The following is a 25,057-nucleotide window of genomic DNA, read 5'->3' as shown; positions in this document are numbered from 1 at the left end:
CCCTACAATGCGCCGCGATGATGGCGCGGCAGGCGAGGAACGGTTCTGGACGACCCAGCACAGGAAGGCGGGTGCTGGGCTGGCTGGCCGTGCTGGGCCTGACCCTGCTCACGCTGGGGGGCGCGGCACTGACGCTGGGGGCCTACGCCAACCTCACTCCGGGCGCTCCGCTGTGGCTGCGGACGCTGGGGAGTGTGGAGGCGCTACAAGCGGGGGCACTGGGGTTGGGGGACGTGCCGGGGTTCTGGCGGGCGGTGGGGCTGAGCGTGATCACCAGCGTGATGGCTGCGCTGATCGCTTTTGCCCGGCCGCGCTGAAGGGCAGCGGGCACCGTTTGGGGCGCGTGCTACGATTGCCCCGTTTTGCCCCTGGGCACGGAGTTCGGGGCCGGGAGGAACTTGTCATGGAACCCTTGCTGATTCAGGAGGTGCTGGCGACGCTGCCGCACCGCTTTCCCTTCGTGCTGGTCGACCGGGTGCTGCGGGCCGGGGAGGGTGAGGTCCATGCCCTCAAGAACGTGAGCATCGGCGAGCCCTTTTTCCAGGGGCACTTCCCGCAGGAACCCGTGATGCCGGGCGTGCTGATCGTGGAGGCGATGGCGCAGGCGAGCATGTTCTGCCTGCACGGGCAGCTCGAACCCGGCACGGTCGGGTATCTGGCCGGGGTGGAAGGCGCCCGTTTCAAGCGCAAGGTGATTCCGGGCGACCAGTTGCACCTGCACGCAAAGTTGGAGTTCCTGCGCCGGGGCCTGGGCAAGACGACCTGCCGCGCGGAGGTGGACGGGCAGGTGGCGGCCGAGGCGACGATTCTCTTCGCGGTGGCGAAGGGGTGAGGAGACTTGTGGCCCGTCGCGGGCGGCGTGTAGAAAGGGCTCCTGTGCCTTCCACCCGCCACGTGCCACCTCTCGCCCGCTGCGCCGCAGGCACCCCATGACCCGCCTCACCCGCCTCGTCACCCGTGAGCTGCTGCCGCCGCTGCTGGTGGGCACGCTGCTGTTCACGGCCATCCTGAGCTTCGGGTACTTCTTCATCTCCAGCCAGTGGCTGCGGGGCGTGCCGCTGGGGCTGGTGGGGCAGTGGATCGCCTACCAGGTGCCTGACACGCTGGTCAAGGTGCTGCCGATGGCGGCCGTGCTGATGACGGTGGTGGCCTTCGGGCGCATGAATACCGAGCGCGAACTCGTGGCGGTGCAGGCCGGGGGCATCAGCCTGGGGCGGGTGGCGCGGCCGGTGCTGGTGGTGGGGGCGCTGGTGACGGCGCTCGCGGTGTGGCTGAGCCTGTGGGTGGCCCCCCGCGCGAACGTGGAGACGCGGGGACTGTACTGGGACGTGCTGACGGGCACGGGGCTGGCGCGGCTGGCCGGGCAGACGCTCGACCTGCGCGGCGGGCTGACCCTCTACCTGGCCGGATACGACCACGCCACCCGGCAGATGCAGGGGGTCCGGGTGGAACGCTGGCAGCCCGACGATCTTCGCCGGGGCACCGTGATCTTCGCGGAGGGGGGTACCTTCGAGGGCAACCAGCTCAGCCTGACGGGGTATCAGGTGTTCACGGTAAATTACGCGGCGGCGGCGGAGCTCAGCCGGGTGCCGGAGGATGACCCGGTCGCCTTCCGGGCCGCCGTGCAGGAGGTCTTTCCGGGGGTGATTCTGCCGGAGGAAGCGGGCGCGGTCCTGAACCTCGACACCGGGCGCTCACGGCAGGAGACGTTCGCGGAATATGCCGACGCGATCGGGGCGGATGCCGGGGGCTGGAACGAGCTGACCGCCACCCTGCGCGACCCCGAGGCCACGCCCACCCAGCGGCAGGACGCCCGCATCGACCTCAACCGCAAGCTGGCGCTGCCGTTCGGGAATCTGGTGCTGGCGCTGGCCGCCCTGCCCTTCGCCCTGCGCTACGGGCGCACGCTGGGGGTGTCGCTGGGCGTGGCGCTGCTGGTGGCGGTGGCGTACTACCTCGTCTTTTTCGTGGGGTTGACGGTGGCGGGGAGGATGCCCAACCTCCCGGAGCCCGGCGTGTGGCTCGCCAACGTGCTGTTCGCGGTCGTTGGACTATGGATGCTGAGGCGGACGTGACCGAGGAAGCCCCGCCCCCTTCTCCCGAACTGCGTGCCCTGATTCTCTCGGCCTCCTTCGGGAGCGGGCACCATCAGGCGAACGGGGCGCTGGACGCGGCGCTGCGGGCGGCGGGCGTCCCGCTATGGGCGCGGCACGCGGACTTTCTGACCTACGTGAATCCGGTCGAGCGGGCGGTCACGGCGGGGACCTACGCGGCGTGGCTGCGGTACGCGCCGGGGATGTACCGGGCGTTTTACGACTGGACGGACCGGGAGAGCGAGCCCAGGGCGCTGACGGGGACCTTCGGCTGGCTGGGCCTGCGGGGAATGCTGCGGGACGTGCGGGAAGTGCGGCCCGAACTCGTCGTGAGTTCGTACCCCACGCCCGTCGCGCTGGCGCACACGGCTCGGCGGCGGCTGGGGGCCGACTTCCTGAACGCGCTGGTGGTCACCGACTACCGCGTCCACCACCACTGGGCGCGGCCCGAAGCCGAGTTGCTGATGGTGGCGACCGAGGAGGCGCGGGAGCAGATGGGGCGCTGGCGTATTCCGCCGGAGCGGGTGACGGTCACGGGCATCCCCATCGCCCCGGCCTTCCGGGCACTGGTGGGGGCCGACCGGGGGGCGCTGCGGGAGAAGCACGGGCTGAGGCCCGACCAACCCGTCCTGCTGGTGTCGGGCGGGGGTACGGGGAGTTACCGGGCGCTGGGGCCGCTGCTGGGCGAACTCGCGGGGCTGGGGCGCCCGGTGCAGGTGCTCGTGCTGGCCGGGGCGCGGGAGCGGGGCGTGCGGCGCTTCGGCGGGGCGACCGTTCACGGGCTGGGGTTCCGCGAGGACTTTCCCGAGTTGCTCGCGGCCTCTGACCTCGTGGTGGGCAAGGCGGGCGGCCTGACGGTGGCCGAGGCGACCGCGCTGGGTGTGCCGCTGGTGGTCCATGACCCCATTCCGGGGCAGGAGGAACACAACGCCGATTACCTCGTGCGGCACGGGGCGGCGCTGTGGCCGCGCACGCGGGCGGAGGTGCGGGGAGCGGTGCTGCGGGCGCTGGACAGTGAAGAACACGCCCGCCTGAGCGCGAATGCCCGCGCCGTCAGTGTGCCCGACGCGGCTGACCGGGTGGCGGCGGCGCTGCTGCGGGCACTGGGGCGGCGATGAGGGGGTGGGCATGAAGCGGCGCGGCTGGGTGGCACTGGGGCTGCTCGCCTACCTGGGTCTCCCCTACCTGCTGGTGCAGCGGCTGGGGCTGGGCCTGATTAGGGAGGGGCGGCAAGGGGAACGGGCGGTGGCCCTCACCTTCGACGACGGCCCCGATCCACGCACGACGCCCGCTGTGCTGGACGCGCTGCGGGAGGCGGGGGCGCGAGCGACCTTCTTCGTGGTGGCGGGGCGGGCGGAGGCGCACCCAGGGCTGGTCGCCCGGATGCTCGCGGAGGGGCACGAGGTGGGGGCGCACGGGGCACGGCACCGCCACGCCTGGGGGCGCTCGCCGCGGGGGGCCTTCCGCGATCCCGGCGCGGCGGCGCGGCGGGTGTCGGCGGTGGTGGGCCGCCCGGTGCCGCTGCACCGTCCCCCGCACGGCGGTTACACGCTGGCGACCGTGCTGGGCCAGCGGGCGGCGGGCCTGACCGGGGCGCACTGGAGCGTGGAGGGGCGCGACTGGCACGCAAGCGCCACCCCGGAGGGATTGCGCTCACGGCTGAGGGCGCTCGTGCGGCCCGGCGCGGTGGTCGTGCTGCACGACGCGGGGCCGGGGGCGCGGGTGACTGTGCCGGGGCTACCGGGCCTGCTGGCCGACCTGCGGGCGCGGGGCTACCGGCTGGTGCCGCTGGGCGAGCTGGAGGGGGCGTCTCCTCTGACTCCGGCCGACCTTCCCCGGCGGGTGATGGGCGGGCTGGACGCGCTGCTCGACCGCCTAGGCGGAGTGCGGTATGCGGGCGGGCGGGCTGACAACCTCTTCCGGGTGGGCCGGGTGCGCTTTCCGCTGGCAGGCATCACGCTGGCGGACGGCACCCCGGTCCCGCGCGGCACCCCCGTCGCCGAGTTCCACGTCAACAACCCGTTGATGGTGGACCTCGGCCTGCGCCGCAGCGTCCGCCTCGCCCGTGAGGACTTCCGGGACGTGGCCCGCGAGCTCGTGGCCCGGCCAGAGTTGCAAGGCGCGGAGGTCGTCTTCTGCCTGAGTGCGCTCTCGCCGCTGCTGGCGACCCTGGGGTTCGAGACCCACGACCTCCCCCCCGCCACCGCCCGCCGCCTGCATCTGTGGGCCAACGTGCTGCGCCGCGCCTACGGCAGCCCGCCGGACGCCCCCGAGCCGAAGCTGAGCGTGATGGAGCGGACGGCGTTTCTGGAGCGGTACGGCACCCCGCCGAGCATCTGAGCGCGTACCCTCTTCCCCGTGAACTACGACGACCTCGCCGACCTGTACGACCGCCAGTACGACCTCTACCGCGACGACCTGCACTTTTACGCCGGGCTCGCGGAGCGGGCCGGGGGGCCGGTGCTGGAGGTGGGGGCGGGGACCGGGCGGGTGACCACCTTCCTGGCGCGGCGCGGGGCCGACGTGACCGGGCTGGAACCCAGCGCCCGGATGCTGGAGCGGGCACGCGCACGGGCGCAGGAACAGGGGCTGGAGGTGGAGTTCGTGCAGGGAGACGCGCAGGGGGTGCGGCTGGAGCGCCGCTTCGCCCTGATCGTGGCGCCCTTCAATGCGCTGATGCACCTTTACACGCCCGCCGAACAACTCGCGGCACTGGAAAACCTCTGCGCCCACCTGGCGCCGGGCGGGGCTTTCGCCTTCGACCTGTACGTGCCGCGCTACGGCGAGATGAACACCGTGCGGCATGAGGGCGAGACCTTCCACGGGCCGGACGGCTCGCGCACCGACGTGTTTCTGGTGCAGCGTCATGACCGGGTGCGGCAACACGTGACGACCGAGTACCACGTGGACACCACCGCCCCCGACGGGCTGCTGCGGCGGCGGCATTTCACCCTGACCCAGCGCTACTACACCCGCTACGAGGTCGAGTGGCTGCTGCGCTGCGCGGGCTTCGAGGCGCCGCGCGTGACGGGCTCCTTTCAGGGCGGTCCGCTGGAAGAGGCGAGCGAGGTGATGGTGTTCCAGACGCGGGTGCGGTGACGGCCGCTCTCAGCGGGACCGGGCCGTCCGCTTGCGCCCGCCCACTTTCCGCCGCACCTGCCGCCAGCCGTGCCCCGGCCACACGCCGTCCGCTACGAGGTGCAGCCACTGGCTGAGGTAGTAGCCCAGGACGAAGGGCAGCACCACCTTCAGGCTGACCGGCTGCGGTACCCGTGGCAGCGGCGCTTCCGGCCACACGAAGCGCACGAGGCCGAGGAGCAGCAGCCCCCACAGCCCCAGGTACACCAACCGGGTCAGCGGCCCCAGCAGCCAGGTGTGCGAGAGGCCCCGGTGCCGGAACAGCCAGCCGTAGGGCACCCACAGCACGCCCAGCACCCCCCAGCGCCGCTTGGAATCCACCGCCCCGTCCGCGAGGTCGAGGTCGGGCGAGAGCAGGAAGGTCCCGGCGAAGAAGGCGAGGGAGAAGTTGAGCGCCTGCACGGGCGTCACGGTGAGGAGGTCCTGCCGGGTAGCGATCAGGGCGCCCGCCGCGAGGACCGAGTAGGCCGCGATATTGATGAGGTTGTGGACACGTCCGCTGGGCACGGGGGGCATTGTGGCGCCTGGCGCGGGAAAACGGTACTGCGGTACGGGGAGGCTCGGGGAATGTCGCCCGGTCTTCATTCGGGCGTCAGCTGGGCGGGGCATCATGCGGTATTCATGACGCGCCCCCTCCTCCTGTTCCCGGCCGCCCTGCTGCTCGCCGCGTGCAGCACACTGCCCATGCCGCCCGCTCCCACCCCGGTGCCCACGCCCGCTCCCACCCCGGTGCCCACGCCCGCTCCCGGCTCCGCGCCCCTGGCCGACCGCACGCTGGAGCTGGGGACCGCCCTGACCCTGGGCGCCGAGGCCCCCTTCACGGGCACCTCCTGGCGGGTGGAGGACACTCCTGCGTGGCTGAGCGTCTCGCCCCTGTCCGGGACCGGGGCATTGCGGGTGCAGGTGCGGGCCAACCGCGCCCTGGGCACGCCGATCAGGGCGGACCAGGCGCGGCTGACGGGAGAGGTCAAGATTTCCTGGAAGGCGGGTGAGCGCCAGGGCACGGCGGTCTGGACCGTTACCGCCGACCAGTACGTGCTGACCGGCCGGGTCACCGATCCTGCGCGGGTGCAGGGAACGGACGTGGGCACCGCTCCGGCACAGGATGCCGCCCCCGCCCAGGCCCGCAGCGTGATCGTGAAGTACCGTTCGCCCGCCGCGCAGGCGCTCGCGCTGGGCCGGAAGGTCACCGCGCAGGACGCCGCGCTCGCCAGCACCCGCGCGGCCCTCGACCAAGTTGACGCGGCGGCCCGGCACGACCTCGGCGGGCGGCGGGCCGAACTCGTCACGGACGACGTGGCGGGCACCCTGGCCGCGCTGCGGCGGGATCCCAACGTGGAATACGCGGTCCCCAACGCCGTGCTGCGGGCACAGGCGACCGCCGCGCCGCTGGAACCGACCGACGAGTACGCGGGCCTCCAGTGGGCCTACCGCCTGCTGGGCTACCGGGCCGTCTGGCGCGACATGGAGGCGGGCGGCTATACCCGGCCCGTCACGGTGGCGGTTGTAGATTCGGGGGTGCGTTACGACCACCCCGATCTCGCTGGAGCGCTGCTGGGACCAGAGGAAGGGGCGCTCGACGTGCTGGACTTCGTAGCCGCCGACCAGCAGGGGGCCTACGACAACGGCGATGGGGACGGCCCCGACCGTGACCCCAGCGACCCCGGTACCCCCGCTCGCCGGACCGGCAGCCACGGCACCCACGTCAGCGGCGTCATTGCGGCCCGCTGGGGGGAAATCGCTCAGTTTCCGGGCTGCGCGGCGTGCAGCACCAGCGGCGTGGTGGGAGCGTCCTACAAGGCGCCCGTGAAGGTGCTGCCGGTCCGCGCCATTGACGCCCAGGGCAACATCGAGGTCGCGGACGTGGTGAACGCGGTGCGCTACGCGGCGGGCTTGCCCGTGACCCTGGGCAGCCAGACCTACCGACTGGACCGTCCAGCCGAGGTCATCAACCTCAGCCTCGGGGGGGCCATCTCCGCGAGTCAGGCCGCGCCGCTGTGCGAGGCGGTCGCGGAGGCCACGGCGGCCGGGGCGCTGGTGTTCGCGGCGGCGGGCAACGGGTACGGCACCACCCCCTACTACCCCGCCGCCTGCGAGGGCGCGGTGGCGGTGGGGGCGGTGACCCTCTCGGGCGCGAGCGCTCCGCTGCGGGCGAGTTACTCCAACCAGTACCCGGCGGTGCAGCTCGCCGCGCCGGGGGGGGTGGACCTCACGGGGGCGACCTACCACAACGGCGGGCAACTGGGCGGCAAGGCCTACGCCGACGTGATTCTCTCGACCGACTGGGACTACGGCAAGAACCAGCCCACCTACATGGGGCAGGCTGGGACGAGTCAGGCCACCCCGCAGGTGAGTGCGCTGGCCGCGCTGCTGCTCAGCAAGGGCGTGACCCAGGGCCGCGACGACACCCTCGCGCGGCTCACCGCGACTGCCACCGACCTCGGGGTCAAGGGCCGGGACGACGCCTTCGGGTACGGAATGGTCAACGCGGCCGCGGCGCTGGGTGCCCCGGCCGTCACGGACACGCTGGGGCTGCGGCTGTGGGACACGCGGGGCCTGGCGTACCAGCCCGCGCTCGACGCACTGGGCCGCTTTACCGCCTACCTGCCCGACGGCACCTTCCGGGCGCTGGCGGGCCGCGACCGCGACGGCAACGGGATCTACGGCGAGACTCACGAGCCCGGCACCGAACGCGAGGCTGTGCTGGGGCCGGATCAGACGCGGACCGAGTTGGGCGAGTTGACACCGACGCCCTGAGAGAAACGACGTTCAGCTCTGTTTTCTAAAGGCCCTGAACGCGGGACTTCCCGGCTCAGGGCCTGTCTGCACGGCCCCTCTGTGACCTGCTTGACACTCTGGGCGCCGCCCCCTACCCTGAGCGCACGTTCAGAGCTTGAGCTGCCGTTCATCTTCCCCGCCCGGCCCGCCGTGGGCCGAGGGGGGATGGCGGCGTCCCGGAGGGTCCATGAAAAAACTGCTGCTGACTGCCCTGCTCACCACGCTGCCCACCGCCGGGGCCGCGACCCTCGTCTATGGGGCCAACGGCGACCCCGTCAGCCTGGAGCCGGGCAACATCACCGACGGCATCAGCATTCTGGTGCAGCACCAGATCTACGACACGCTGGTGGCCTTCAAGGACGGCACCACTGACCCCGAGCCCGGCCTGGCGACCAAGTGGACCAGCAACGCGAACGCGACGAGCTGGACCTTCACCCTGCGCCCGAACGTGAAGTTCCACGACGGCACCGCCTTCAACGCCGACGCCGTGGTGTACAACTTCAGCCGCTGGTGGGATCCCAAGCATCCCCAGGGCTTCCGCAACCAGGGCCGCACCTTCGAAATCTGGGGTCAGCTTCTGGGCGGCTACAAGGGTGACGCCACCTCGGTCGTGAAGAACATCGTCAAGGTGAACAACACCACCGTGCGCTTTGACCTCAACAAGTCGTCGAGCGTCTTTCCCGAGGTGATCGGCGCCGGGTACTTCGGCATCGCCAGCCCCACTGCGATCAAAAAGGACGGGGCCAAGTACGGCACTCCCGCGAGCAAGCCTATCGGCACCGGCCCCTTCATCTTCCAGAGCTGGCGCACCGGCGACCGCGTGACCCTGGCGCCCAACCAGAGCTACTGGGGCAGCAAGGCCAAGGTGGACGGCCTGATTATCCGCTCGATCAAGGACGCCTCGCAGCGCCTCAACGAGCTGAAGGCGGGCACCATCGACTTCACGTCGGACCTCACGCCTGACGCGCTGCGGAACGTCCAGGCCGACCGCAACCTCGTGGCGGTCAAGAAGCCTTCTTTCAACGTGGGCTTCCTGAGCCTGAACAACCGCAACCAGTACCTCAAGAACGACAAGGTGCGCGAGGCCATCTCCATGGCGATCAACCGCAAGGCCATCGTGGACGCCTTCTGGAACGGGCTGGGCGTCAGCAACGCCAGCTTCCTGCCGCCCGTGCTGGCCTGGGCCAACTCCAAGGACGTGCCCGCCACCTACAAGTTCGACCCGGCCGCCGCCAAGAAGATGCTGGCCGACGCGGGCTACCCCAACGGCTTTTCCATCGACCTGTGGTACATGCCGGTGAGCCGCCCGTACTTCCCCACGCCCAAGCCTATCGCAGAGGCCATTGCCGCCGACCTCAGCGCCATCGGCATCAAGGTCAACCTCAAGACCGAGGATTGGGCCAAGTACCTCGAAGACCGCAACAAGGAACCCGGCTTCGACATGTACATGATCGGCTGGACCGGGGACTACGGCGACCCCGACAACTTCTACGGGGCGTACTACGGCCCGACCGCCAGTGACGACATCAACTGGAACCCGGCGGAACTCCAGCGCCTGCTGGAACAGGGCCGCGCCGCCGTGGGCCGCACCGCCAAGGCGCGGGTGTACGGCCAGCTGCACGAGATCACCTACAAGGCCAACTACCGCCTCCCGATGGTGCACAGCCAGCCGCTCGCGGCCGCCCGCACCTACGTGAGGGGCTGGGTGCCCAGCCCGCTGGGCAGCGAGGCCTTCAACAACATCTCGCTGGTGGGCAAGCGCTGAGCCGGAATTTTTAGGGGGAAGGGGGCGCGGGGCCGCGGGCAGAGTCGGAAAGCCCGGAGCCCCGCGCCCTCCTCCTTGCTCACGAGAGAGGAGCCGAAATCTTGGGCAGTTACGTGATTCGCCGCCTGCTGCGGACCCTGCTGGTCATGATCGGAATCAGCGTGGTGGTCTTTGCGTTCGTGCGGTCCATTCCCGGCGACCCGGCCACCGCGCTGCTGGGCGAGCGGGCCACGCCGGAAGCGGCGGCGGCCCTGCGCGAGCAACTGGGGCTGAACAAGCCCTGGTTTATCAACTTCGGGAACCCCAGCAACCCGCTGGACGCGCAGTACCCGCGCTACGTGGCCGGGCTGCTGCAAGGGGACCTGGGCAGCGGCCTGAAAAGCAATATCCCGGTGCGCGACGAACTTGCCTCGCGCTTTCCGGCGACCGCCGAGCTGAGCGTCGCGGCGCTGCTGTTCGCCCTCCTGATCGGGCTGCCTGCCGGGATCGTGGCGGCGCTGCGGCGCAACAGTGCGTGGGACAACGTGGCGACCACGGTCAGTCTGGTGGGCGTCAGCATGCCGGTGTTCTGGCTGGGGCTGCTGCTGTCGTACTTCTTCGCGGTGAAGCTGGGCTGGCTGCCGCCCTCGGCGCGGCTGGGCAACGAGACGGTGCTGGAGCCGATCACGGGCTTCTACGTGCTGGACGCCCTGTTGCGGGGGCAGCCCGCCGCCGCCTGGGACGCCATCCGGCACCTGATTCTGCCTGCGGTCGCGCTGGGGTCCATTCCGCTGGCGATCATCGCCCGCATCACCCGGTCGAGTCTGCTGGAGGTGCTGGGGCAGGACTACGTGCGGACCGCGCGGGCCAAGGGGCTCGCTCCCCGTCACGTGACCGTCAAGCACGCGCTGCGCAACGCCCTGCTGCCGGTGGTCACCGTGATCGGGTTGCAGGCGGGGGCGCTGCTGGGCGGCGCGGTGCTCACCGAGACGATCTTCTCGTGGCCTGGGCTGGGGTCGTGGGTCTACGACGCGATCAGCCTGCGCGACTACCCCATCATTCAGGGCGGGGTGATTTTTGCCGCGCTCGTCGTCAGTGTGGTCAACCTGGTGGTGGACCTCAGCTACGCGGCGCTGGACCCCCGCATTCAATACCGGTGACGGCCCCCATGAGGTACCTATGACCACCCTCTCCCCTCCCCGCGCCGCCGTCAAGCGGCCCCCCAGCATCTTCTGGCGGCGCTTCCGCCGCTCCACGCCCGGCAAGGTGGGCGCGGTGATCGTGGCCGTCTTCGTGCTGCTGGCGCTGCTCGCCCCGGTGCTGGTGCCCTACGATCCCACCACCGACCGCGATTACCGCCTCAACCTCAAGCCGCCCTCGGTCGCCGCGCTGTGGAATCCGGAGGTGGCCGAAGAGTACCGCGACCCGGTCACCGGGCAGGTGGACGTGTGGAAAGCGCCCTTCGGCACCGACAACCTGGGGCGCTCGGTTGCCACCCGCGTGCTGCACGGGGCGCAGCTCAGCCTCAAGGTGGGTGTGGTCAGCACGTTCCTCGCCCTGATCGTGGGCACGTTGCTGGGGGTGCTGTCGGGCTATTTCGGCGGTTGGCTGGACTCCGTGACGGGCTACCTCAGCGACGTGATGCTGGCCTTTCCGTCCATCCTGCTTGCCATCGGGTTCGCCAGCATCTTTTCCAGCGACAACCCGCCCGTGTTGATCGCGGCACTCGACCGCCTCTTTGCGCTGAACAGCCCACAGCTGGTCACGGCGATGCTGGCGGTGTCGCTGGTGCAGGTGCCCGTCTACATGCGCCTGGCCCGGTCGGTGGTCCTGAGCGTGCGCGAGCGCGAGTTCGTGCAGGCGGCGGGGGCGCTGGGAGCCTCGCAGGGGCGGATGGTCTTCCGGCACGTGCTGCCCAACAGCCTCTCGCCGCTGATCGTGCAAGGCGCCCTGAGCATCGCCACCGCCACCATCGAGGTTGCCGCGCTGGGCTTCCTGGGCATCGGGGCGCAGCCGCCGCTGCCCGAGTGGGGCACCATGATCAGCGACTCGCGCCAGTACTACGTGGACGCGCCGTGGACGATGGTCTTTCCGGGCCTCGCCATCTTCCTGACCGTGCTGGGCTTCAATCTGCTCGGAGATGGCCTGCGGGACGTGCTGGACCCCAGAAGTACCCAGTAGTGGCGATGGAGAGGGGCAGAGGGTGGGAAGCGTCCCGGCCCTCTGTCCCTCTCCGTGTTCAGACCAGCGCCGCCGCGAGGTCGCTCAGGTCCTCGGGGCGGTAACGCTGCCCGGTGGCGTGCAGCAGTTGACGCACCAGCCGCAGTTCGGGCAGCCGGGTGAGGTCGAGCCGCGCTGCGCCGCTGCTCCCGGTGCTCGCCTGTCCGGTGAGGTCCACCAGAGTGTGGTACGGCTGGAGGAGGCCGGGGGGGACGGAGCCGCCCGTCAGCACAATCAGGTCCGCCCGTTCGGCGAGCGAGGCGAGGGCCGAGTCGCGCCGCCCCACCGGAAAGGCGCGGACCCCGGCAGGCACGTCGCGGGCAAAGCGCTCGGCCTCCGGGTAGGAGTCGGCCACGATGCCCACGTTGCCGAAGCCCAGCCGCAGCAGCGGGAGGGCTCGGGCGAGGTCGGTCCCGGAGCCCAGCAGCAGGGCGTCCGCGCCGCGTGCGGCGTACCCGCTCCCCTCCACCGCGTCCATCAGCGCGTCTGCGAGGGCATAGGTGCCGTGCGCTTCCCTTCCGAAAGCCACCGCGTCCACCCGCCCCACCCGGCGGGCGTCGGGGTCGGGGTCCACATGCCCGGCGAGGGCCACCTCACGCGAGGGGTGGACGAGTGCCCCCACGAAGCGCAGGGTGCGGCAGGCCTCCAGCACAGCGGCGGGTTCGTCGTCGGGAACAGGCACGGCGAGCAGTCCGGCCTCCCGCAGGGCGCGGGCGGCGTCGGTGGAGTACCCGATCAGGGCCAGGGGAGCGTCGCTGGGAGAGCGCATCGGGGGGCAGTCTAGCGCCCGGTATGGCAAGGGCGCCGCCTCCAGTTGGGGGCAGCGCCGCAGCAGGTGAAGGGCTCAGTTCTGGCGCTTCTGGTCGCCCTGCTTGGAGCCGTCGCCCTGGGTGGCGCCGCTCGCTGCGGGCGAGTCCGGCGCGGGCGAGCCGCCCCAGGTCGCGCCGCTGGTGCCCGCGTCGGCAGGAGCGGTCGCTGTACCGGCAGCAGCCTGGGTGGTCACCGGGTCGGTCGCCGAAGCGCTGGCCGGCGGTGCCGAGGCAGGCTTGGCAGGAGCCGGGGCGGGCTGGGACTCGTCGAGGCTTTCGAGCCACATGGAGCCCACCACATTGCGGGCGTCGCGGCTGAACTTGTGCAGGCGCTCGGCGGCCTCGGGGCTGACGCCCTCGACGGCCTTCAAGATTCCCTGACGGGCGGCGGGCACGCGGGCCAGGACAATCGCGCCCCCGACGAGGGCGATCAGCAGGGTGGTCCCCCCCAGGCCGCCCCCGGCCTCGGCTTCCTTGCGGCGGTCCTGACGGGCGCGGCCCTTGGCCTTCTTGGCTTCCTTCTCCAGGCGGGCGAGTTCACGGCTGACCTGCTTGTTCAGGGGAGCGATGCGCCTTTCCACCTCTCGTTCCAGGCGGCCCTGGTCCCAGTTGCGGCGGGCAGCCTTGAGTTCGCGCTCGGCCTCACGGCGGGCGCGGGTGAGGCGGCGTTCGGCGTCCTGGCGGGCACCCTGCGCGTCACGGCTGACCTTGGCGACCACGCGCTCCCCACTCCGTTGAGCCTCATGGACCTCGCGGGCGATCTGGTGCCGGGCACCCTGGGCCAGGTGGGCGGCGCCCTCGCGGCCCTCCTCGGCGAGTTCGGCGGCGGCGTGGGTCAGGTCGGCGGCCTTGTGGGCGACGGTGCTCGCAGCGGCCCCGGCGACCTCCTGCACGGTTTCGAGCAGGCTGTGGGCGCGGCCTGGTGCCTCCTCGCGCAGGGTCTGCACGGCCCCCGCGCCCTTCTGGACGGCGGTCTGGGCAACCTGCGAAACCTGCTCGGCGGCGGTGGCGAGCGCGGGCTTGACCGTCTCCTCCAGCGTGTGCCCAGCGGCAGTGACGAGGCCCTTGGTGCCGCCCATGACGCGCTGGCGGGCGCTCGTGTTCAGCGCCGCTGCGGCGAGGCCGCCTAGCAGCAGCAGATTCAGGATGCCCAGGGTGCCCTGGTCCTTGGAGGAGGGCGCCTCACGGTCCTGGCGCGAAGTGTGGTTGTTCATCGGGGACTCCTTTCGTCTTCCGGGGGCGGCGGCGGGAAGGCCGCGCAGGAAAACCTTGCGGCCCCATTGTCGGCGCCGCGCCGGGAGGGAGTGTGGGGCGAACGTAACGCGGGTTTCATGTTCGGCCCCCCGCTTGGGCAACCGGGTCGCACTCTGCCCCCGGCCCCACGCTCTAGACTCGGGGGCGTGACCCGCAAGGCCCGCACCCCCCAGGTTGCCCCCGTGCCCGCCGCGCGGGAGGCCTCGACTGTTTCCTCCCACCCCACCCTGCCACTGCTCAGCCGCCTGGAAGTGCGGCACCTTGCCACCATCCGTGACCTCTCGCTGGAGCTGCGCCCCGGCTTTTCCGCCTTTACCGGCGAGACGGGCGCGGGCAAGAGCATCATCGTGGACGCGCTGGGGCTGCTGCTGGGCACCCGGGCGAATGCGGACCTGATTCGCACCGGAGAGGAGAGCCTGCTGGTGTCGGGCTTCTGGGAAGAAGGCGGGGACGAGTTCAGCGCCAGCCGCCGGGTCACCGCCGGGGGACGCGGCACCGCGCGGCTGGACGGCGAGCCCGTGAGCGTGCGCGAGCTGGGGGAGTGGTCAGGACAGCGCCTGACAATCCACTGGCAGCACAGCGCGGTGACGCTGCTCAGTCCGGCGCGGCAGCGGGCGCTGCTCGACCGCCAGGTGCCCGGCGAGGCGGCGGCCTACGCGGGGGCGTACCGGGCCTGGACCGAGGCCCGCGCCCGACTCGAAGCCCTGCGGGCAGGCGAGCGCGAGCGGGCGCGTCAGCTCGACCTACTGGCCTTTCAGGTGCGCGAGATCACGGAAGTCTCTCCCCAGCCCGGTGAGGAGGAGCCGCTGACGGCGGAACTCACCCGGTTGTCGAATCTGGAAACCATCGCCCAGGGGGCGGCGGGAGCGCTGGAGCTGCTCTCAGAGGGCGAGACGACCGCCGCTGGACTGATCGCGGAGGCGGTCAAGGCGCTGAATGCGGGGGCGAAATACGACGAGGCGAGCGGGCAGCTTCAGCACGACCTGCGGGAAGCCCTGGACGCCGTGCAGGCGGTCGTGGGCGAGCTGCGTGGGGTGGCCGAGGACAGTGCCCCCGACCCCGAGGAACTCGCGCGGGTGGAGGGCCGCCTCTCCGCGCTGGGCAAGCTGCGGGCCAAATACGGCCCCACCCTGGAGGACGTGCTGGCCTTCCACGCCGAGGCAGAAACTGACCTGAACCGCCTGACCCGCGACGAGCAAGATGCGGGCAGCCTGGAGGCGGAGGTGGAACGCCTCCACGCCCAGGCCGTCCGCGAGGGCGAGGCGCTGGACCGGGCGCGGCGGGAGGTGGCGGGGCCGCTTGCTGCCCGGCTGGTCGCGGTCATCCGAGAACTGGGGATGCCGCACGCCCGGCTGGAGTTCCGGCTCTCGCCCCTGGCCGCGCCCGGTCCGTCCGGGCTAAGCGACGTGGCCCTCGCTTTCACCGCCAACCCCGGCGAGGACCTCGGCCCGCTGGCGGACGTGGCCTCGGGCGGCGAGCTGTCGCGGGTGATGCTCGCCATCTCCACCGTGCTGGGGGCCGACACGCCCACTGTGGTCTTCGACGAGGTGGACGCCGGGATCGGCGGGGCGGCGGCGCTAGCGGTGGCGGGGCAACTCGCGGGGCTGGCGGGGGGGCGGCAGGTGCTGGTGGTCACCCACCTCGCGCAGATCGCGGCCCGCGCCGACCACCACTACAAGGTGGAGAAACGGGTGGAGAACGGGCGCACGGTGAGCCACGTCCGCCTCCTCACCAAAGACGAGCGGCTGGAGGAGATCGCCCGGATGCTCAGTGGAAACACCTCGGAAGTCGCTCTTTCGCACGCCCACGAGCTGCTCTCGCACGGTTGAAGGGCAGGTGGGGACTTGGTCAAGGTGGCCTTCAGTCCTCGGTCAGACGCGGCCCATAAGCTGAGCGTCATGAAGAAGACGATGATGGGCGCCGCCCTGCTGGGGACGGGCCTGCTGGCGGGCTGCACCATGACCGGTCCTGGCTCGCTGCGGGTGCATGAGGTCGCGCTGTATGGCGGCACCCAGGAGAGGATCGTGTGGGTGTACGGAGCACTGGAAGGCGGCCGGGGCAGTGTCAAGGTGAACGGCACGCCCCTCGACCTGCGCCCCCAGATCAGCGATCCGCTCGCGCTGCCGGGCACCCTCAGCGTGAATGGGGCGGCCACCTACCGCCTGCCCACCTCGACCGTGACGCCCAAGCTGGCCGTGACGCGGGACACGCTGGGGCGCTTCTCGGTTCCGGTCAACGAGGCGCGGGGCACCGTCTATTTCACCGACGGGCGCACGTGGCTGCGGCTGAACGGGGCCTCCGGTGCCAACCTCACCGCCCTCCCGGTGAGCGGGTTGCGCGGCGCGGGCGAGCTGACCGACGCCGAGGCCGACGTGCTCTCACGGGCGCTCACCGGGCAGGGACCGCTCGCGGTGACAGTGCTGCCAGAAGCTGAAGTGCCCGACCCCCGCCTGACGGTGGAGCCGACCCCCGCCGAGTACCGCCACACGGCGCTCTACATCCAGTCCGGGGTGCCGACCCTGGCCGCCCAACCTGGCACCCCGGCGGCGCCCCCCACCGCCGGAGGCCGCGTGACCGTCACCGAACTTGCCAGCGGCACCAACGCTGCCCAGAACAACCCGGCCGTCCAGCTCGCCACCTCGCAGAGCGCTCTGAACGCCCTGTATCGGGTGGCCTACGGCAACCAGACCGGCGCCCCCGGGGTTCCGGCGCTCCGGACCGGGGAAACGGTGGTCGGCGTGTTCCTAGGGCAGCGGCCCACCGGGGGCTACGGCGTCCGGGTCACCGGGGCCAGCGTGCAGGGCGGCACCCTGACCCTCACAGTCGAGATTCGGTCACCGGGGGCGGGGGCGATCACCACCCAGGCCCTCACCAGTCCGTGGACGCTGGTCCGGGTGCCGGGTGTGTTTCAGAGCGTGCAGCTTGTGGACGGCTCCGGGCGACCCGTTCAGCTCGGCGGCGGCGCGGGCGGCCAGACGCGCTGATCTCCTGCCCCCCGACCCCATTCGCTCGGCGGGTGGGGTCGTCGCGTCTACCTTTCCGGCCGTCCCCCTTCGCTGGACTGAAAGCGAGAAAAGCTGCTGTTTCCGGGGATGTGACAGGGGCGGGTTTGGTGTGGAACCGCTTCATGCGGCAGGATAACCTCGTTACAAGGTCACATTCCTGCCATTCGAATTCCCGGAGGACCCCATGAGCCTGACCCAGCCCCCCCTGCTGCAAGCCCTCGGCATTCGCAATGCCACCGTGCACCACAATCCCGGCGTGGACGAGCTGTATGCCGCCGCCATCCGCCTCGGTGAGGGTGTGCAGGCCGCCACCGGCCCGCTGACTGTCCGCACCAACAAGACCGGCCGCAGCCCCAAGGACCGCTTTATCGTCGAAGACGACCTCACGCGGGACGCCGTGTGGTGGGGCGGGTTCAACACGCCGACCACGCCCGAGGTCTTCGACCGGCTGCTGGAGAAGATGACCGCCTACGCCGAGGGCCGCGAGCTGTTCGTGCAGGACGTCTTCGCGGGCACCGATCCCGAGTACCGCCTGCCCGTGCGGGCCGTGACCGAGATGGCGTACCACTCGCTGTTCGTGCGCAACATGTTCGTGCGGCCCACCCCGCAGGAGCGCGAGGGGTTCGAGGCGCAGTGGACCATTCTGAACCTGCCGTCGTTCAAGGCCGACCCCGCGACAGACGGCGTCCGCAGCGACACCTTCATTCTGGTGAACTTCACCCGCCAGATGATTCTGGTGGGCGGCACCCAGTACGCGGGCGAGAACAAGAAGGGCATCTTCGGCGTGATGAACTTCCTGCTGCCGGAGCGGGGCGTGATGCCGATGCACTGCTCGGCCAACGTGGGCGAGGGCGGCGACGTGGCCCTCTTCTTCGGCCTGAGCGGGACGGGCAAGACGACCCTCTCGGCCGACCCCAGCCGCAAGCTGATCGGGGACGACGAGCACGGCTGGAGCGACCGGGGAATCTTCAACTTCGAGGGCGGCTGCTACGCGAAGGTCATCAATCTGAACGCGGAGGCCGAGCCCGCCATCTACCAGACCACCCGGACCTACGGCACGGTGCTGGAGAACGTGGTCCTCAATGACGACGGCACCCCGAACCTCGACGACGGCAGCCTCACCGAGAACACCCGTTCGGCGTACCCCATCACCGAGATCGCAAACATCGTGGAAGAGGGCATGGCCGGGCATCCGCGCAACGTGGTGTTCCTGACCGCCGACGCCTACGGGGTACTGCCGCCCATCAGCCGCCTGAGCCCCGAGCAGACGATGTACCAGTTCATCAGCGGCTTTACCGCCAAGATCCCCGGCACCGAGCAGGGCGTAACCGAGCCGCAGCCCACCTTCTCGACCTGCTTCGGGGCGCCCTTCATGCCCCGTCACCCCGGCGAGTACGCCAAGCTGCTGGCCGACAAGGTGCAGGAGCACGGCGTGCGCGTGTGGCTGGTGAACACCGGCTGGAGCGGCGGGCAGTACGGCGTGGGCCAGCGCATGAGCATCCGGCACACCCGCGCCCTGATTAACGCGGCGCTGAACGGTGAGCTGGACAGCGTGGCCTTCGAGCGCGAGCCCTTCTTCGACCTGGAGATTCCCACCGAGGTCCCCGGCGTGCCTGCCGAGGTGCTCAACCCCCGTCAGGCGTGGGCCGACAAGGGCGCCTACGACCGCACCGCCCGCAAGCTGGCCGGAATGTTCCGCGAGAACTTCAAGCGGTTCGAGGACGGCGTGGACCCGGCGGTGACGGCGAGCATGCCGGACCACGGGTAAACGTTGCCCTACGAGAAAAGCCCCGGCTTTGGCTGGGGCTTCTTCTTGGCGGCGCTTTCAGTTCACCGGCTCGGGCACGGCCACCTTCTGCGCCCCGCTCAGGGTGATGCCTACACTCGCCGCAATCACGCAGCCCATCGCCAGCCACTGCCCCAGCGTGAGGCGCTCCCCCAGAAAGAGGAGGCCGCTCAGCGCGGCGATGGCAGGCTCCAGACTCATCAGCACGCCGAAGACGCGGGCGGGAATGGCTCGGAGGGCGGCCATCTCCAGGCTGTAGGGCAGGGCGCTGGAGAGGACGGCGACCGCCAGCCCCGCGAGGAGGGCGCTGGGAGCCAGCAAACCCGTCCCCGCCTGCACGATGCCGAAGGGCAGGGTCACGGCAGCGGCCACCGTCATGCCCGCGACCACCCCCGTCACGCCGGGCACCCGCCGCCCCACCGCGCCCCCGGCCAGGATGTACAGCGCCCAGAAAGCCCCGGCCGTCAATGCCAGCGCCACGCCGATGGGGTCCAGCCCCTCCCCCACCCCGCCACGCGGTGCGATCAGGAGGATGCCCAGCGCGGCCAGCGCCACCCAGCCCAGATCCTGCACCCGGCGCGAGAGGACCAGCGACAGCACCAGCGGCCCCACGAACTCCAGCGTGACGGCCAGGCCCAGCGGCAGCCGCGTCAGCGAGAGGTAGAAGGTCAGGTTCATCAGGCCCAGCGCCGCCCCGTAGGGCAGGATCGCCCGCCACGCGGCCCAGGGCAGTTCGCGCAGGCGGGGCCGGAAGACCAGGCCCAGGATCGCCGCCGCCAGCGTCACGCGCAGCCCGGTTGTGCCCGCCGCCCCCAGGGTGGGAAACAGCGACTTGGCAAAGGCCGCCCCCCCCTGAATGCTCAGCATGGCGACGAGCAGCGAGGGAATGGGCGGCAGGGCAGGCAGGCGCACGGGGGGCATTGTAGGGGGCGGACGAATGGAAAGGAGGCCGGAGCACGACGCCCCGCCCCCCCCTGTCCAGACGGGTTACGCCCAGCGGATCAGCCCAGCCTCCAGCCCGTTGCTCAGGCCCTCGATCACCGGGACCATCCGCACGCCCACGGTGTACAGGCCGCTGCCGGGCAGGGGCACGGCGGCGCGGTAGCTGCCGTCGCCCTGGCGCTCCAGCGGGAAACGGGTCACGTCGTCGCCGCGCTTGAGGACCGCCTCCACGCGCAGGTCCTCGGGGCGGATGCCCGCAGACTGCACCTGTGCCCGGACCTCCACCGTCTGGCCGGGGCGGGCGGTGGCGGGCAGGTCGGCACTCGCGCTCAGGCGGGTGTGGGGCCACTGCCCGCGCACCCAGGCCTTCCACTCCGCGATCTGGCGGGCGCGGGCGGCGTTTCCGGCGGAGAGGGCCGCGCCGCGCTCGCTCAGGGGCACGTAGTACTGGCGCACGTAGTCGATGACCTGCCGCTGCATGGAAAAGCGCGGCGAGACGGTGCGAATAGCCCGGCGCACCGTCCTCGCCCAGCCCGCCCGGTCGCCGTAATAGCTCGGGACGATCTGATCTTCCAGCGTGGTGTAGAGGCTGTGGGCGTCGGCCTCATCCTGCACGTTGAGGTCGGCGTACTCGCGCTCCTCGCCGATAGGCCAGCCGTTGGTGCCGTCGTAGCCCTCGCGCCACCACCCGTCGAGGATGGAGAAGTTGGGCGCCCCGTTGAAGCTGGCCTTCATGCCGCTGGTGCCCGACGCCTCCAGCGGGCGGCGGGGGTTGTTCAGCCAGATGTCCACCCCCTGCACCAGGTGACGGGCGACGTTCATGTCGTAGTTTTCCAGAATGACGATCTTGCCCCGGAACTCGGGCTGCTGCGACATCCGGTAGATCTCCTGGATAAAGGCCTTGCCGGGGTTGTCGGCAGGGTGCGCCTTGCCCGCGAAGACGAACTGCACCGGGCGCTCAGGGTCATTCACGATCCGCGCGAGGCGCTCACGGTCGCGGAACAGCAAGGTGGCCCGCTTGTAGGTGGCGAAGCGGCGGGCAAAGCCGATGGTCAGGGCGTCCTCCGAGAGCAGCCCGTCGGTGGCAGCGAGGTCGGAGGCCGACGCTCCGTTCCGCAGGCCCTGCTCGCGCACCCGCGAGCGCACGAAAGCGACCATCTCGCGCTTCATGTCGCGCTGCACCTCGCTGAGCTGCGTGTCAGTGAGGCGCTCGATCGCCTCCCACATCGCCTCGTCTTCCAAGTGCTCGGTCCAGTCGCCCGGCAGCACGGTCGAGAGCAGGTCGCGCATCGCCTGCGAGGTGAAGGTGAGGTTGTGCGCCCCGTTGGTGACGTGGCCGATGGGCACCTCGGCGGCTTCCGCGCCGGGGTAGAGGAACTTCCACATGTCACGGCTGACCTCGCCGTGCAGCTCGGAGACGCCGTTCGCCGCGCGGCTCATGGCGAGCGCGAACACCGTCATGGAGAAGGTGGGCACCCAGTGGCCGTCCCACTGCTGGTCGTGACGGGCCAGCGCGTAGAGGTCGTCGCGCGTGGTGCCCAGCGCCTCGGGCCACCCGCCCAGATAGCGGTCTACGAGGTCGTAGGCGAAGGCGTCGTTGCCCGCCGGAACCGGCGTGTGGGTGGTGAAGAGGGTGGAGGCGGCGACCGCCTCGGTCGCGGTGCGGAAGTCCAGCCCACCGCCGACGAGTTCACGCACGCGCTCCAGCCCCAGCAGGGCGGCGTGGCCCTCGTTCATGTGGTAGACCTGCGCCGGGACTTCCAGCGCCCGCAGCGCCCGGATGCCCGCCACGCCCAGCAGCACGTACTGCTGGAAGCGCAGTTCCTGGTTGCCGCCGTACAGCCGCGCCGTGAGCTTGCGGTCCTCGGGCGAGTTCTCGGGCACGTTGGTGTCCAGCAGCAGCACGCGGATGCGCCCGATCAGAAGTTCCCAGACGCGCACGTGGACCTCACGCCCGGCGATCTGCACCGACACGCGGGCCTCCTCGCCTGCCGGGGTGTGGGCCGGGCGCAGGGGCAGGGTGGTCAGGTCCAGTTCGTCGTAGGCTTCCTCCTGCCAGCCGTCGCGGTTGAGCATCTGCCGGAAGTACCCCTGGTGGAAGAGCATCCCCACCGCCGTGAAGGGCAGCCCCAGGTCGGACGCACTCTTGCAGTGGTCGCCCGCCAGCACCCCGAGGCCGCCGGAGTAGATGGGCAGCGACTCGTGGAAGCCGTACTCCATCGAGAAGTAGGCGACGGGCGCGAGGCCGGAGGCGTGGCGGCTGGCCCAGGTGTCGGTCTTGTTCAGGTACGCGTCGAAGTCCGCGATCACGGCCCGGTAACGCTCCAGGTAGGCGAGGTCGGCGGCGGCCTCGTCCAGCCGGGCCTGGGGCACTTCCAGCAGCAGCCGCACCGGGTTGTGCTGGAAGCGCTCCCATAACGACGCGTCGAGGTCGCGGTAGAGGGCCTGCGCGTGCGGGGTCCACGACCAGTAGAGGTTATAGGCGAGGTCGGAGAGCCGGGCGAGGGCGGGCGGCAGCTCCGGGAGAACGGTGACCTGACCGAGAACGTTCATATCCTGCCGAGCTTATCCGAAGCGGGCCGGGGGGAGGGGCAGGCTCAGCCAGAGTTTTGCGGCAGCGGATGTGCAGGCGCGGCGGCGTGCTCGGCCTGGATGCGCTGTTCCTCGCGGACCTCGCGGTCGAGGAAGTAGTTCAGGGCGGTGCGGATGCCCGCAATGGCGGCCAGCTTGCCGATGTCGTCCCAGGTGGGGGCGACCGCCGTCTTGAGGATATCGGCGGCGAGCAGCAGTTCCAGCACCAGCGCGAGCCAGTGTCCGAGGCGCAGGCGCAGCAGCTCCATGTTCTGGCGCCCGCCCACCCGCCGCACGGCGAGGCGCCACAGCGACTCCAGCACCGCGTACCCCACGATCACGGCGCTCACCGCCTCGACCCCGGTGGCGAGGGTCAGGGTGACCTGCCGCACGAGTTCCTCGAAGTTCCCCAGGAAACTGACCGCCTCGGCTGACATGGGGGCAGCCTACCGCGCTAGGGTGCGGCCATGACTGGGAACGGGGAGCAGGCCCTGCTGCACGCCGAGGGCGAGCGCCTCGCGCGGCGGCTGGCGCAGGTCCTCGGCGGTGGCGAGGCCGACGTGCGGCGGGCACACCTGCTGGGGCTGAGCCTGGTGACGAATCTGGTGGGCGCCCTGATCCCCACCATCGAGCAGGTCTCGCGCCACGCCGGGCGGCCCCTGCACGCGCACCTCGTCGCGGATGACCGGGGGCGGGCCACCGTGGAAACGGTGACTCCGGACGGCGAACTCCGCGCCCGGCTGCCGGTGGACGACCTGCTGGACGACGCCCTGTTCGTGCGTGGGCGGCTGCATCCCACCGTGCTGGCCCACCTCGCGGGCGGGATGACGGGCAGCGAGCACCACGCGGCGCGGGCGCTGGCCGCCTGCCTGAAAAGTGCGCCGGTGTTGGACGCTCTGCGGCGGCAGCTCACGGCGCTGCTGAAAAAATAGGGAAGGAGGGGCGCGGGCGGCCCCTCCTCCCTGGGTTCCCGCGCCTCAGTTCAGGCGGGTGATGCGGTTCAGCGGTCCCGGCGTGACCGTGTTCGCCTTGAGGTAGTTCTGGAAGGCGTCGAGGTCCACGTCGCCGCCCGTGCGGTTGGTGCCCTGGGTGAAGACGGTGAAGTTGTCGCCGCCGTCGGCGAGGAAGTTGTTGATGGTGACGCGGTAGTTCGCGGCGGGGTCGATGGCCGCGCCGTTCAGGGTCATGCTCACGACCTTGCTGCCCTTGGGCTTGCTGTTGTCCCAGGTGTAGGCGAAGCCCTGGCTGACTTGCAGGATGCGGTTGCCACCGGGGCTGGGGTTGTCGAACTGCTGCTCGAGCACGGCCTTGATCTGGGCGCCCGTGAGGGTCACCACGGTCAGGGTGTTGCCGAAGGGCTGCACTGTGAACACGTCGCCGTAGGTCACGGTGCGTGTGGGGTTCGGCCTGACGGGCAGGTCGGCGCGGATGCCGCCGGGGTTCATGAAAGCGATCACGGCGCCGCCCTTTTCCGGAGCGCGGGTGGCGGCGAGCTGCGAGTCGGCGATCACGTCGCCCAGCGCACTCTCGCCCGCCGCGTTGGCGGTGCGGGTGATCTGCTCGACGCCCAGGGTGGCGACGACCTGCGCGGCGGCCGGGTCGGTCAGGGCCTTGGCCTTCTGCACGATGGCGGTCATGGCCGGGTCCTTGGGGGCGGTCGCCACGTTCACGAGGACGTTCTGCGCCTTGATGTCCAGCACGCGGTTCCCTACGGTATCGATCTTGAGGTCGAGGCGCTGGAGCAACCGGCCGTTGGAGCTGCCCTGAATCACGGTGCGCGGCTGCCCGTCCGGACCTTCGACGCGGCAGTTGTAGCCGTTGTGGGTATGCCCGGTCATGACCGCGCTGATCGCGGGGTCCAGGGTCTTGGCGATGTCCACGATGGGGCCGGTCAGGGTCTTGCAGTCCACGATGTCAAAGGCGTCGCTCGCCGCGCCCCCCTGGTGAACCAGCGCCACAATGGCGTCGGCTCCCGCCACCTTGAGCAGCGGCACCACGCGGTTGATCGCCGTCACCTCGTCCTCGAAGCGCAGGCCCGCCACGCCCGAGGGCGTCACGACGGTGGGGGTGTCCCTCAGCACGGCCCCCACGAAGGCGACGTTCGCCCCGCCGACCTTGACCATCTTGTAGGCCGGGAAGACGCGGGCGCCGGTCTTCTCGTCCACCACGTTGGCGGCGATGTAGGAAAACCCCGCCCCCGCGAAGGTGTTCTCGAACTTGCACGCGCGGGTGAGGTCGTTGCTCGCGCAGCCGCCCTTCTGGAAGCGCTGGAGTTCGGTCAGCCCATAGTCGAACTCGTGGTTGCCCAGCACGTTGACCTGCATCCCGAGCTGCGACAGCGCCTTGATGGTGGGCTCGTCGCGCAGCAGGGCGCTGATCAGGGGACTCGCGCCCGTCATGTCGCCCACGCCCACGAAGACGGTGTTGGGGTTCTCGGCGCGAATCTGCCCCAGCAGGCCGCCGATGGCCTCGATGCCGCCTACCTCGGGAATCGTGATCGTCTTGGTGCGGTCGGCGGGATCGGGAATGCGGAAGTTGGTGCTGGGCAGCAGGTTGCCGTGGAAGTCGTTCACGCCGACAACAGTGACATTGACCGGGTCAGTCGCCGGGGAGGGCTTGGGAGCCGTGGTGCACGCGCTCAGAGCGAGGGCGGCACCGACCAACATGAAGTTATGTTTCATGCGTCCCTCAGAATAAGCGCCAGTGGTCAGCCAATG

At 70.9% G+C, this 25,057-nt stretch carries 21 protein-coding genes; 14 read left to right on the top strand and 7 right to left on the bottom strand.

The features are described 5' to 3' along the window. The first annotated feature begins 17 nt into the window (after positions 1-17). From F8S09_RS03240 to F8S09_RS03215, 6 genes are all read left to right on the top strand, one after another. The gene (locus tag F8S09_RS03240) at positions 18-317 is read left to right on the top strand and encodes a hypothetical protein (protein WP_152868868.1); all 300 of its coding nucleotides are present in this window, start codon (positions 18-20) and stop codon (positions 315-317) included. A gap of 86 nt (positions 318-403) precedes the next feature. Beyond that, positions 404-832, top strand: a complete 429-nt coding sequence (fabZ, locus tag F8S09_RS03235) for a 3-hydroxyacyl-ACP dehydratase FabZ (protein WP_152868866.1) — start codon at positions 404-406, stop codon at positions 830-832. A gap of 97 nt (positions 833-929) precedes the next feature. After that, entirely contained in the window at positions 930-2,075 is a 1,146-nt protein-coding gene (locus tag F8S09_RS03230) for an LptF/LptG family permease (protein WP_152868864.1), read from the top strand. Next, the gene (locus tag F8S09_RS03225) at positions 2,054-3,211 is read left to right on the top strand and encodes an MGDG synthase family glycosyltransferase (RefSeq protein ID WP_152868862.1); all 1,158 of its coding nucleotides are present in this window, start codon (positions 2,054-2,056) and stop codon (positions 3,209-3,211) included. The genes F8S09_RS03230 and F8S09_RS03225 overlap by 22 nt, the downstream gene beginning before the upstream one ends. Positions 3,212-3,221: 10 nt before the next feature. After that, entirely contained in the window at positions 3,222-4,433 is a 1,212-nt protein-coding gene (locus F8S09_RS03220) for a polysaccharide deacetylase family protein (RefSeq protein ID WP_152868860.1), read from the top strand. Positions 4,434-4,451: 18 nt separating this feature from the next. Next, positions 4,452-5,192 carry a class I SAM-dependent methyltransferase gene (locus F8S09_RS03215; protein WP_322618481.1) on the top strand — a complete coding sequence of 247 codons (741 nt, stop codon included), beginning with the start codon at positions 4,452-4,454 and terminating at the stop codon, positions 5,190-5,192. Between the two features lie 9 nt (positions 5,193-5,201). Here F8S09_RS03215 and F8S09_RS03210 read toward each other — a convergent pair whose 3' ends face one another. Further along, positions 5,202-5,738, bottom strand: a complete 537-nt coding sequence (locus F8S09_RS03210; protein WP_322618480.1) for a metal-binding protein — start codon at positions 5,736-5,738, stop codon at positions 5,202-5,204. Between the two features lie 114 nt (positions 5,739-5,852). Between F8S09_RS03210 and F8S09_RS03205 the strand changes: the two genes are divergently transcribed. The 4 genes from F8S09_RS03205 (at position 5,853) to F8S09_RS03190 (ending at position 11,934) form a co-directional block, all read left to right on the top strand. Then, positions 5,853-7,988, top strand: coding sequence for a S8 family serine peptidase (locus tag F8S09_RS03205; RefSeq protein WP_152868856.1), 2,136 nt, complete (start codon positions 5,853-5,855; stop codon positions 7,986-7,988). Between the two features lie 208 nt (positions 7,989-8,196). Continuing rightward, positions 8,197-9,774, top strand: coding sequence for an ABC transporter substrate-binding protein (locus tag F8S09_RS03200; protein WP_152868854.1), 1,578 nt, complete (start codon positions 8,197-8,199; stop codon positions 9,772-9,774). A 101-nt stretch (positions 9,775-9,875) separates the two neighbouring features. Continuing rightward, on the top strand, positions 9,876-10,913 hold the full coding sequence (locus F8S09_RS03195; RefSeq protein WP_152868852.1) for an ABC transporter permease: 1,038 nt from the start codon (positions 9,876-9,878) through the stop codon (positions 10,911-10,913). Positions 10,914-10,932: 19 nt separating this feature from the next. After that, the gene (locus tag F8S09_RS03190) at positions 10,933-11,934 is read left to right on the top strand and encodes an ABC transporter permease (RefSeq protein ID WP_152868850.1); all 1,002 of its coding nucleotides are present in this window, start codon (positions 10,933-10,935) and stop codon (positions 11,932-11,934) included. Positions 11,935-11,992: 58 nt separating this feature from the next. On the opposite strand, the gene F8S09_RS03185 is transcribed toward F8S09_RS03190, so the two are convergent. Together F8S09_RS03185 and F8S09_RS03180 are read right to left on the bottom strand one after the other, a co-directional pair. Next, on the bottom strand, positions 11,993-12,742 hold the full coding sequence (locus tag F8S09_RS03185; RefSeq protein WP_152868848.1) for a shikimate dehydrogenase: 750 nt from the start codon (positions 12,740-12,742) through the stop codon (positions 11,993-11,995). A 75-nt stretch (positions 12,743-12,817) separates the two neighbouring features. Continuing rightward, positions 12,818-13,996, bottom strand: a complete 1,179-nt coding sequence (locus tag F8S09_RS03180; RefSeq protein ID WP_152868846.1) for a flotillin family protein — start codon at positions 13,994-13,996, stop codon at positions 12,818-12,820. 186 nt (positions 13,997-14,182) lie between these two features. Here F8S09_RS03180 and F8S09_RS03175 point away from each other — a divergent pair, with 186 nt between their 5' ends. From F8S09_RS03175 to pckA, 3 genes are all read left to right on the top strand, one after another. Further along, a complete protein-coding gene (locus tag F8S09_RS03175; protein ID WP_322618479.1) occupies positions 14,183-15,865 on the top strand; it encodes a DNA repair protein RecN in 1,683 nt (560 codons plus the stop codon). Between the two features lie 69 nt (positions 15,866-15,934). Then, positions 15,935-17,020 carry a protease complex subunit PrcB family protein gene (locus F8S09_RS03170; protein WP_152868842.1) on the top strand — a complete coding sequence of 362 codons (1,086 nt, stop codon included), beginning with the start codon at positions 15,935-15,937 and terminating at the stop codon, positions 17,018-17,020. Positions 17,021-17,225: 205 nt separating this feature from the next. Further along, positions 17,226-18,809, top strand: coding sequence for a phosphoenolpyruvate carboxykinase (ATP) (gene pckA, locus F8S09_RS03165; protein ID WP_152868840.1), 1,584 nt, complete (start codon positions 17,226-17,228; stop codon positions 18,807-18,809). 57 nt (positions 18,810-18,866) lie between these two features. On the opposite strand, the gene F8S09_RS03160 is transcribed toward pckA, so the two are convergent. The 3 genes from F8S09_RS03160 to F8S09_RS03150 form a co-directional block, all read right to left on the bottom strand. Then, a complete protein-coding gene (locus F8S09_RS03160; protein ID WP_194165192.1) occupies positions 18,867-19,748 on the bottom strand; it encodes an EamA family transporter in 882 nt (293 codons plus the stop codon). Between the two features lie 66 nt (positions 19,749-19,814). Further along, positions 19,815-22,322: an alpha-glucan family phosphorylase gene (glgP, locus tag F8S09_RS03155; protein WP_152868838.1), complete on the bottom strand. Its 2,508-nt coding sequence runs from the start codon at positions 22,320-22,322 to the stop codon at positions 19,815-19,817. Positions 22,323-22,366: 44 nt separating this feature from the next. Beyond that, positions 22,367-22,777 (bottom strand): DUF1622 domain-containing protein, encoded by a 411-nt coding sequence (locus F8S09_RS03150; protein WP_152868836.1) that lies wholly within the window; start codon positions 22,775-22,777, stop codon positions 22,367-22,369. Between the two features lie 30 nt (positions 22,778-22,807). Here F8S09_RS03150 and F8S09_RS03145 point away from each other — a divergent pair, with 30 nt between their 5' ends. After that, the gene (locus F8S09_RS03145; RefSeq protein WP_152868833.1) at positions 22,808-23,272 is read left to right on the top strand and encodes a hypothetical protein; all 465 of its coding nucleotides are present in this window, start codon (positions 22,808-22,810) and stop codon (positions 23,270-23,272) included. A 45-nt stretch (positions 23,273-23,317) separates the two neighbouring features. Here the strand turns inward: F8S09_RS03145 and F8S09_RS03140 are convergent, their stop codons facing one another. Beyond that, positions 23,318-25,021, bottom strand: coding sequence for a bifunctional metallophosphatase/5'-nucleotidase (locus tag F8S09_RS03140; RefSeq protein ID WP_152868832.1), 1,704 nt, complete (start codon positions 25,019-25,021; stop codon positions 23,318-23,320). Positions 25,022-25,057 lie beyond the last annotated feature (36 nt).

The sequence above is a fragment of the Deinococcus terrestris genome, assembly GCF_009377345.1.
GTDB lineage: Bacteria > Deinococcota > Deinococci > Deinococcales > Deinococcaceae > Deinococcus > Deinococcus terrestris.
The sequence above is the reverse complement of the archived record's forward strand: the minus strand, read 5'-3'. Positions and strand labels throughout refer to the sequence as shown.

What these genes read in the sequence shown, in the direction of transcription:
- F8S09_RS03240 (WP_152868868.1), top strand. Translation starts at nt 18, where the DNA reads ATGATGGCGCGGCAGGCGAGGAACGGTTCTGGACGACCCAGCACAGGA.
- fabZ (WP_152868866.1), top strand. Translation starts at nt 404, where the DNA reads ATGGAACCCTTGCTGATTCAGGAGGTGCTGGCGACGCTGCCGCACCGC.
- F8S09_RS03230 (WP_152868864.1), top strand. Translation starts at nt 930, where the DNA reads ATGACCCGCCTCACCCGCCTCGTCACCCGTGAGCTGCTGCCGCCGCTG.
- F8S09_RS03225 (WP_152868862.1), top strand. Translation starts at nt 2,054, where the DNA reads ATGGATGCTGAGGCGGACGTGACCGAGGAAGCCCCGCCCCCTTCTCCC.
- F8S09_RS03220 (WP_152868860.1), top strand. Translation starts at nt 3,222, where the DNA reads ATGAAGCGGCGCGGCTGGGTGGCACTGGGGCTGCTCGCCTACCTGGGT.
- F8S09_RS03205 (WP_152868856.1), top strand. Translation starts at nt 5,853, where the DNA reads ATGACGCGCCCCCTCCTCCTGTTCCCGGCCGCCCTGCTGCTCGCCGCG.
- F8S09_RS03200 (WP_152868854.1), top strand. Translation starts at nt 8,197, where the DNA reads ATGAAAAAACTGCTGCTGACTGCCCTGCTCACCACGCTGCCCACCGCC.
- F8S09_RS03190 (WP_152868850.1), top strand. Translation starts at nt 10,933, where the DNA reads ATGACCACCCTCTCCCCTCCCCGCGCCGCCGTCAAGCGGCCCCCCAGC.
- F8S09_RS03185 (WP_152868848.1), bottom strand. Translation starts at nt 12,742, where the DNA reads ATGCGCTCTCCCAGCGACGCTCCCCTGGCCCTGATCGGGTACTCCACC.
- F8S09_RS03180 (WP_152868846.1), bottom strand. Translation starts at nt 13,996, where the DNA reads ATGAACAACCACACTTCGCGCCAGGACCGTGAGGCGCCCTCCTCCAAG.
- F8S09_RS03170 (WP_152868842.1), top strand. Translation starts at nt 15,935, where the DNA reads ATGAAGAAGACGATGATGGGCGCCGCCCTGCTGGGGACGGGCCTGCTG.
- pckA (WP_152868840.1), top strand. Translation starts at nt 17,226, where the DNA reads ATGAGCCTGACCCAGCCCCCCCTGCTGCAAGCCCTCGGCATTCGCAAT.
- F8S09_RS03160 (WP_194165192.1), bottom strand. Translation starts at nt 19,748, where the DNA reads ATGCCCCCCGTGCGCCTGCCTGCCCTGCCGCCCATTCCCTCGCTGCTC.
- glgP (WP_152868838.1), bottom strand. Translation starts at nt 22,322, where the DNA reads ATGAACGTTCTCGGTCAGGTCACCGTTCTCCCGGAGCTGCCGCCCGCC.
- F8S09_RS03150 (WP_152868836.1), bottom strand. Translation starts at nt 22,777, where the DNA reads ATGTCAGCCGAGGCGGTCAGTTTCCTGGGGAACTTCGAGGAACTCGTG.
- F8S09_RS03145 (WP_152868833.1), top strand. Translation starts at nt 22,808, where the DNA reads ATGACTGGGAACGGGGAGCAGGCCCTGCTGCACGCCGAGGGCGAGCGC.
- F8S09_RS03140 (WP_152868832.1), bottom strand. Translation starts at nt 25,021, where the DNA reads ATGAAACATAACTTCATGTTGGTCGGTGCCGCCCTCGCTCTGAGCGCG.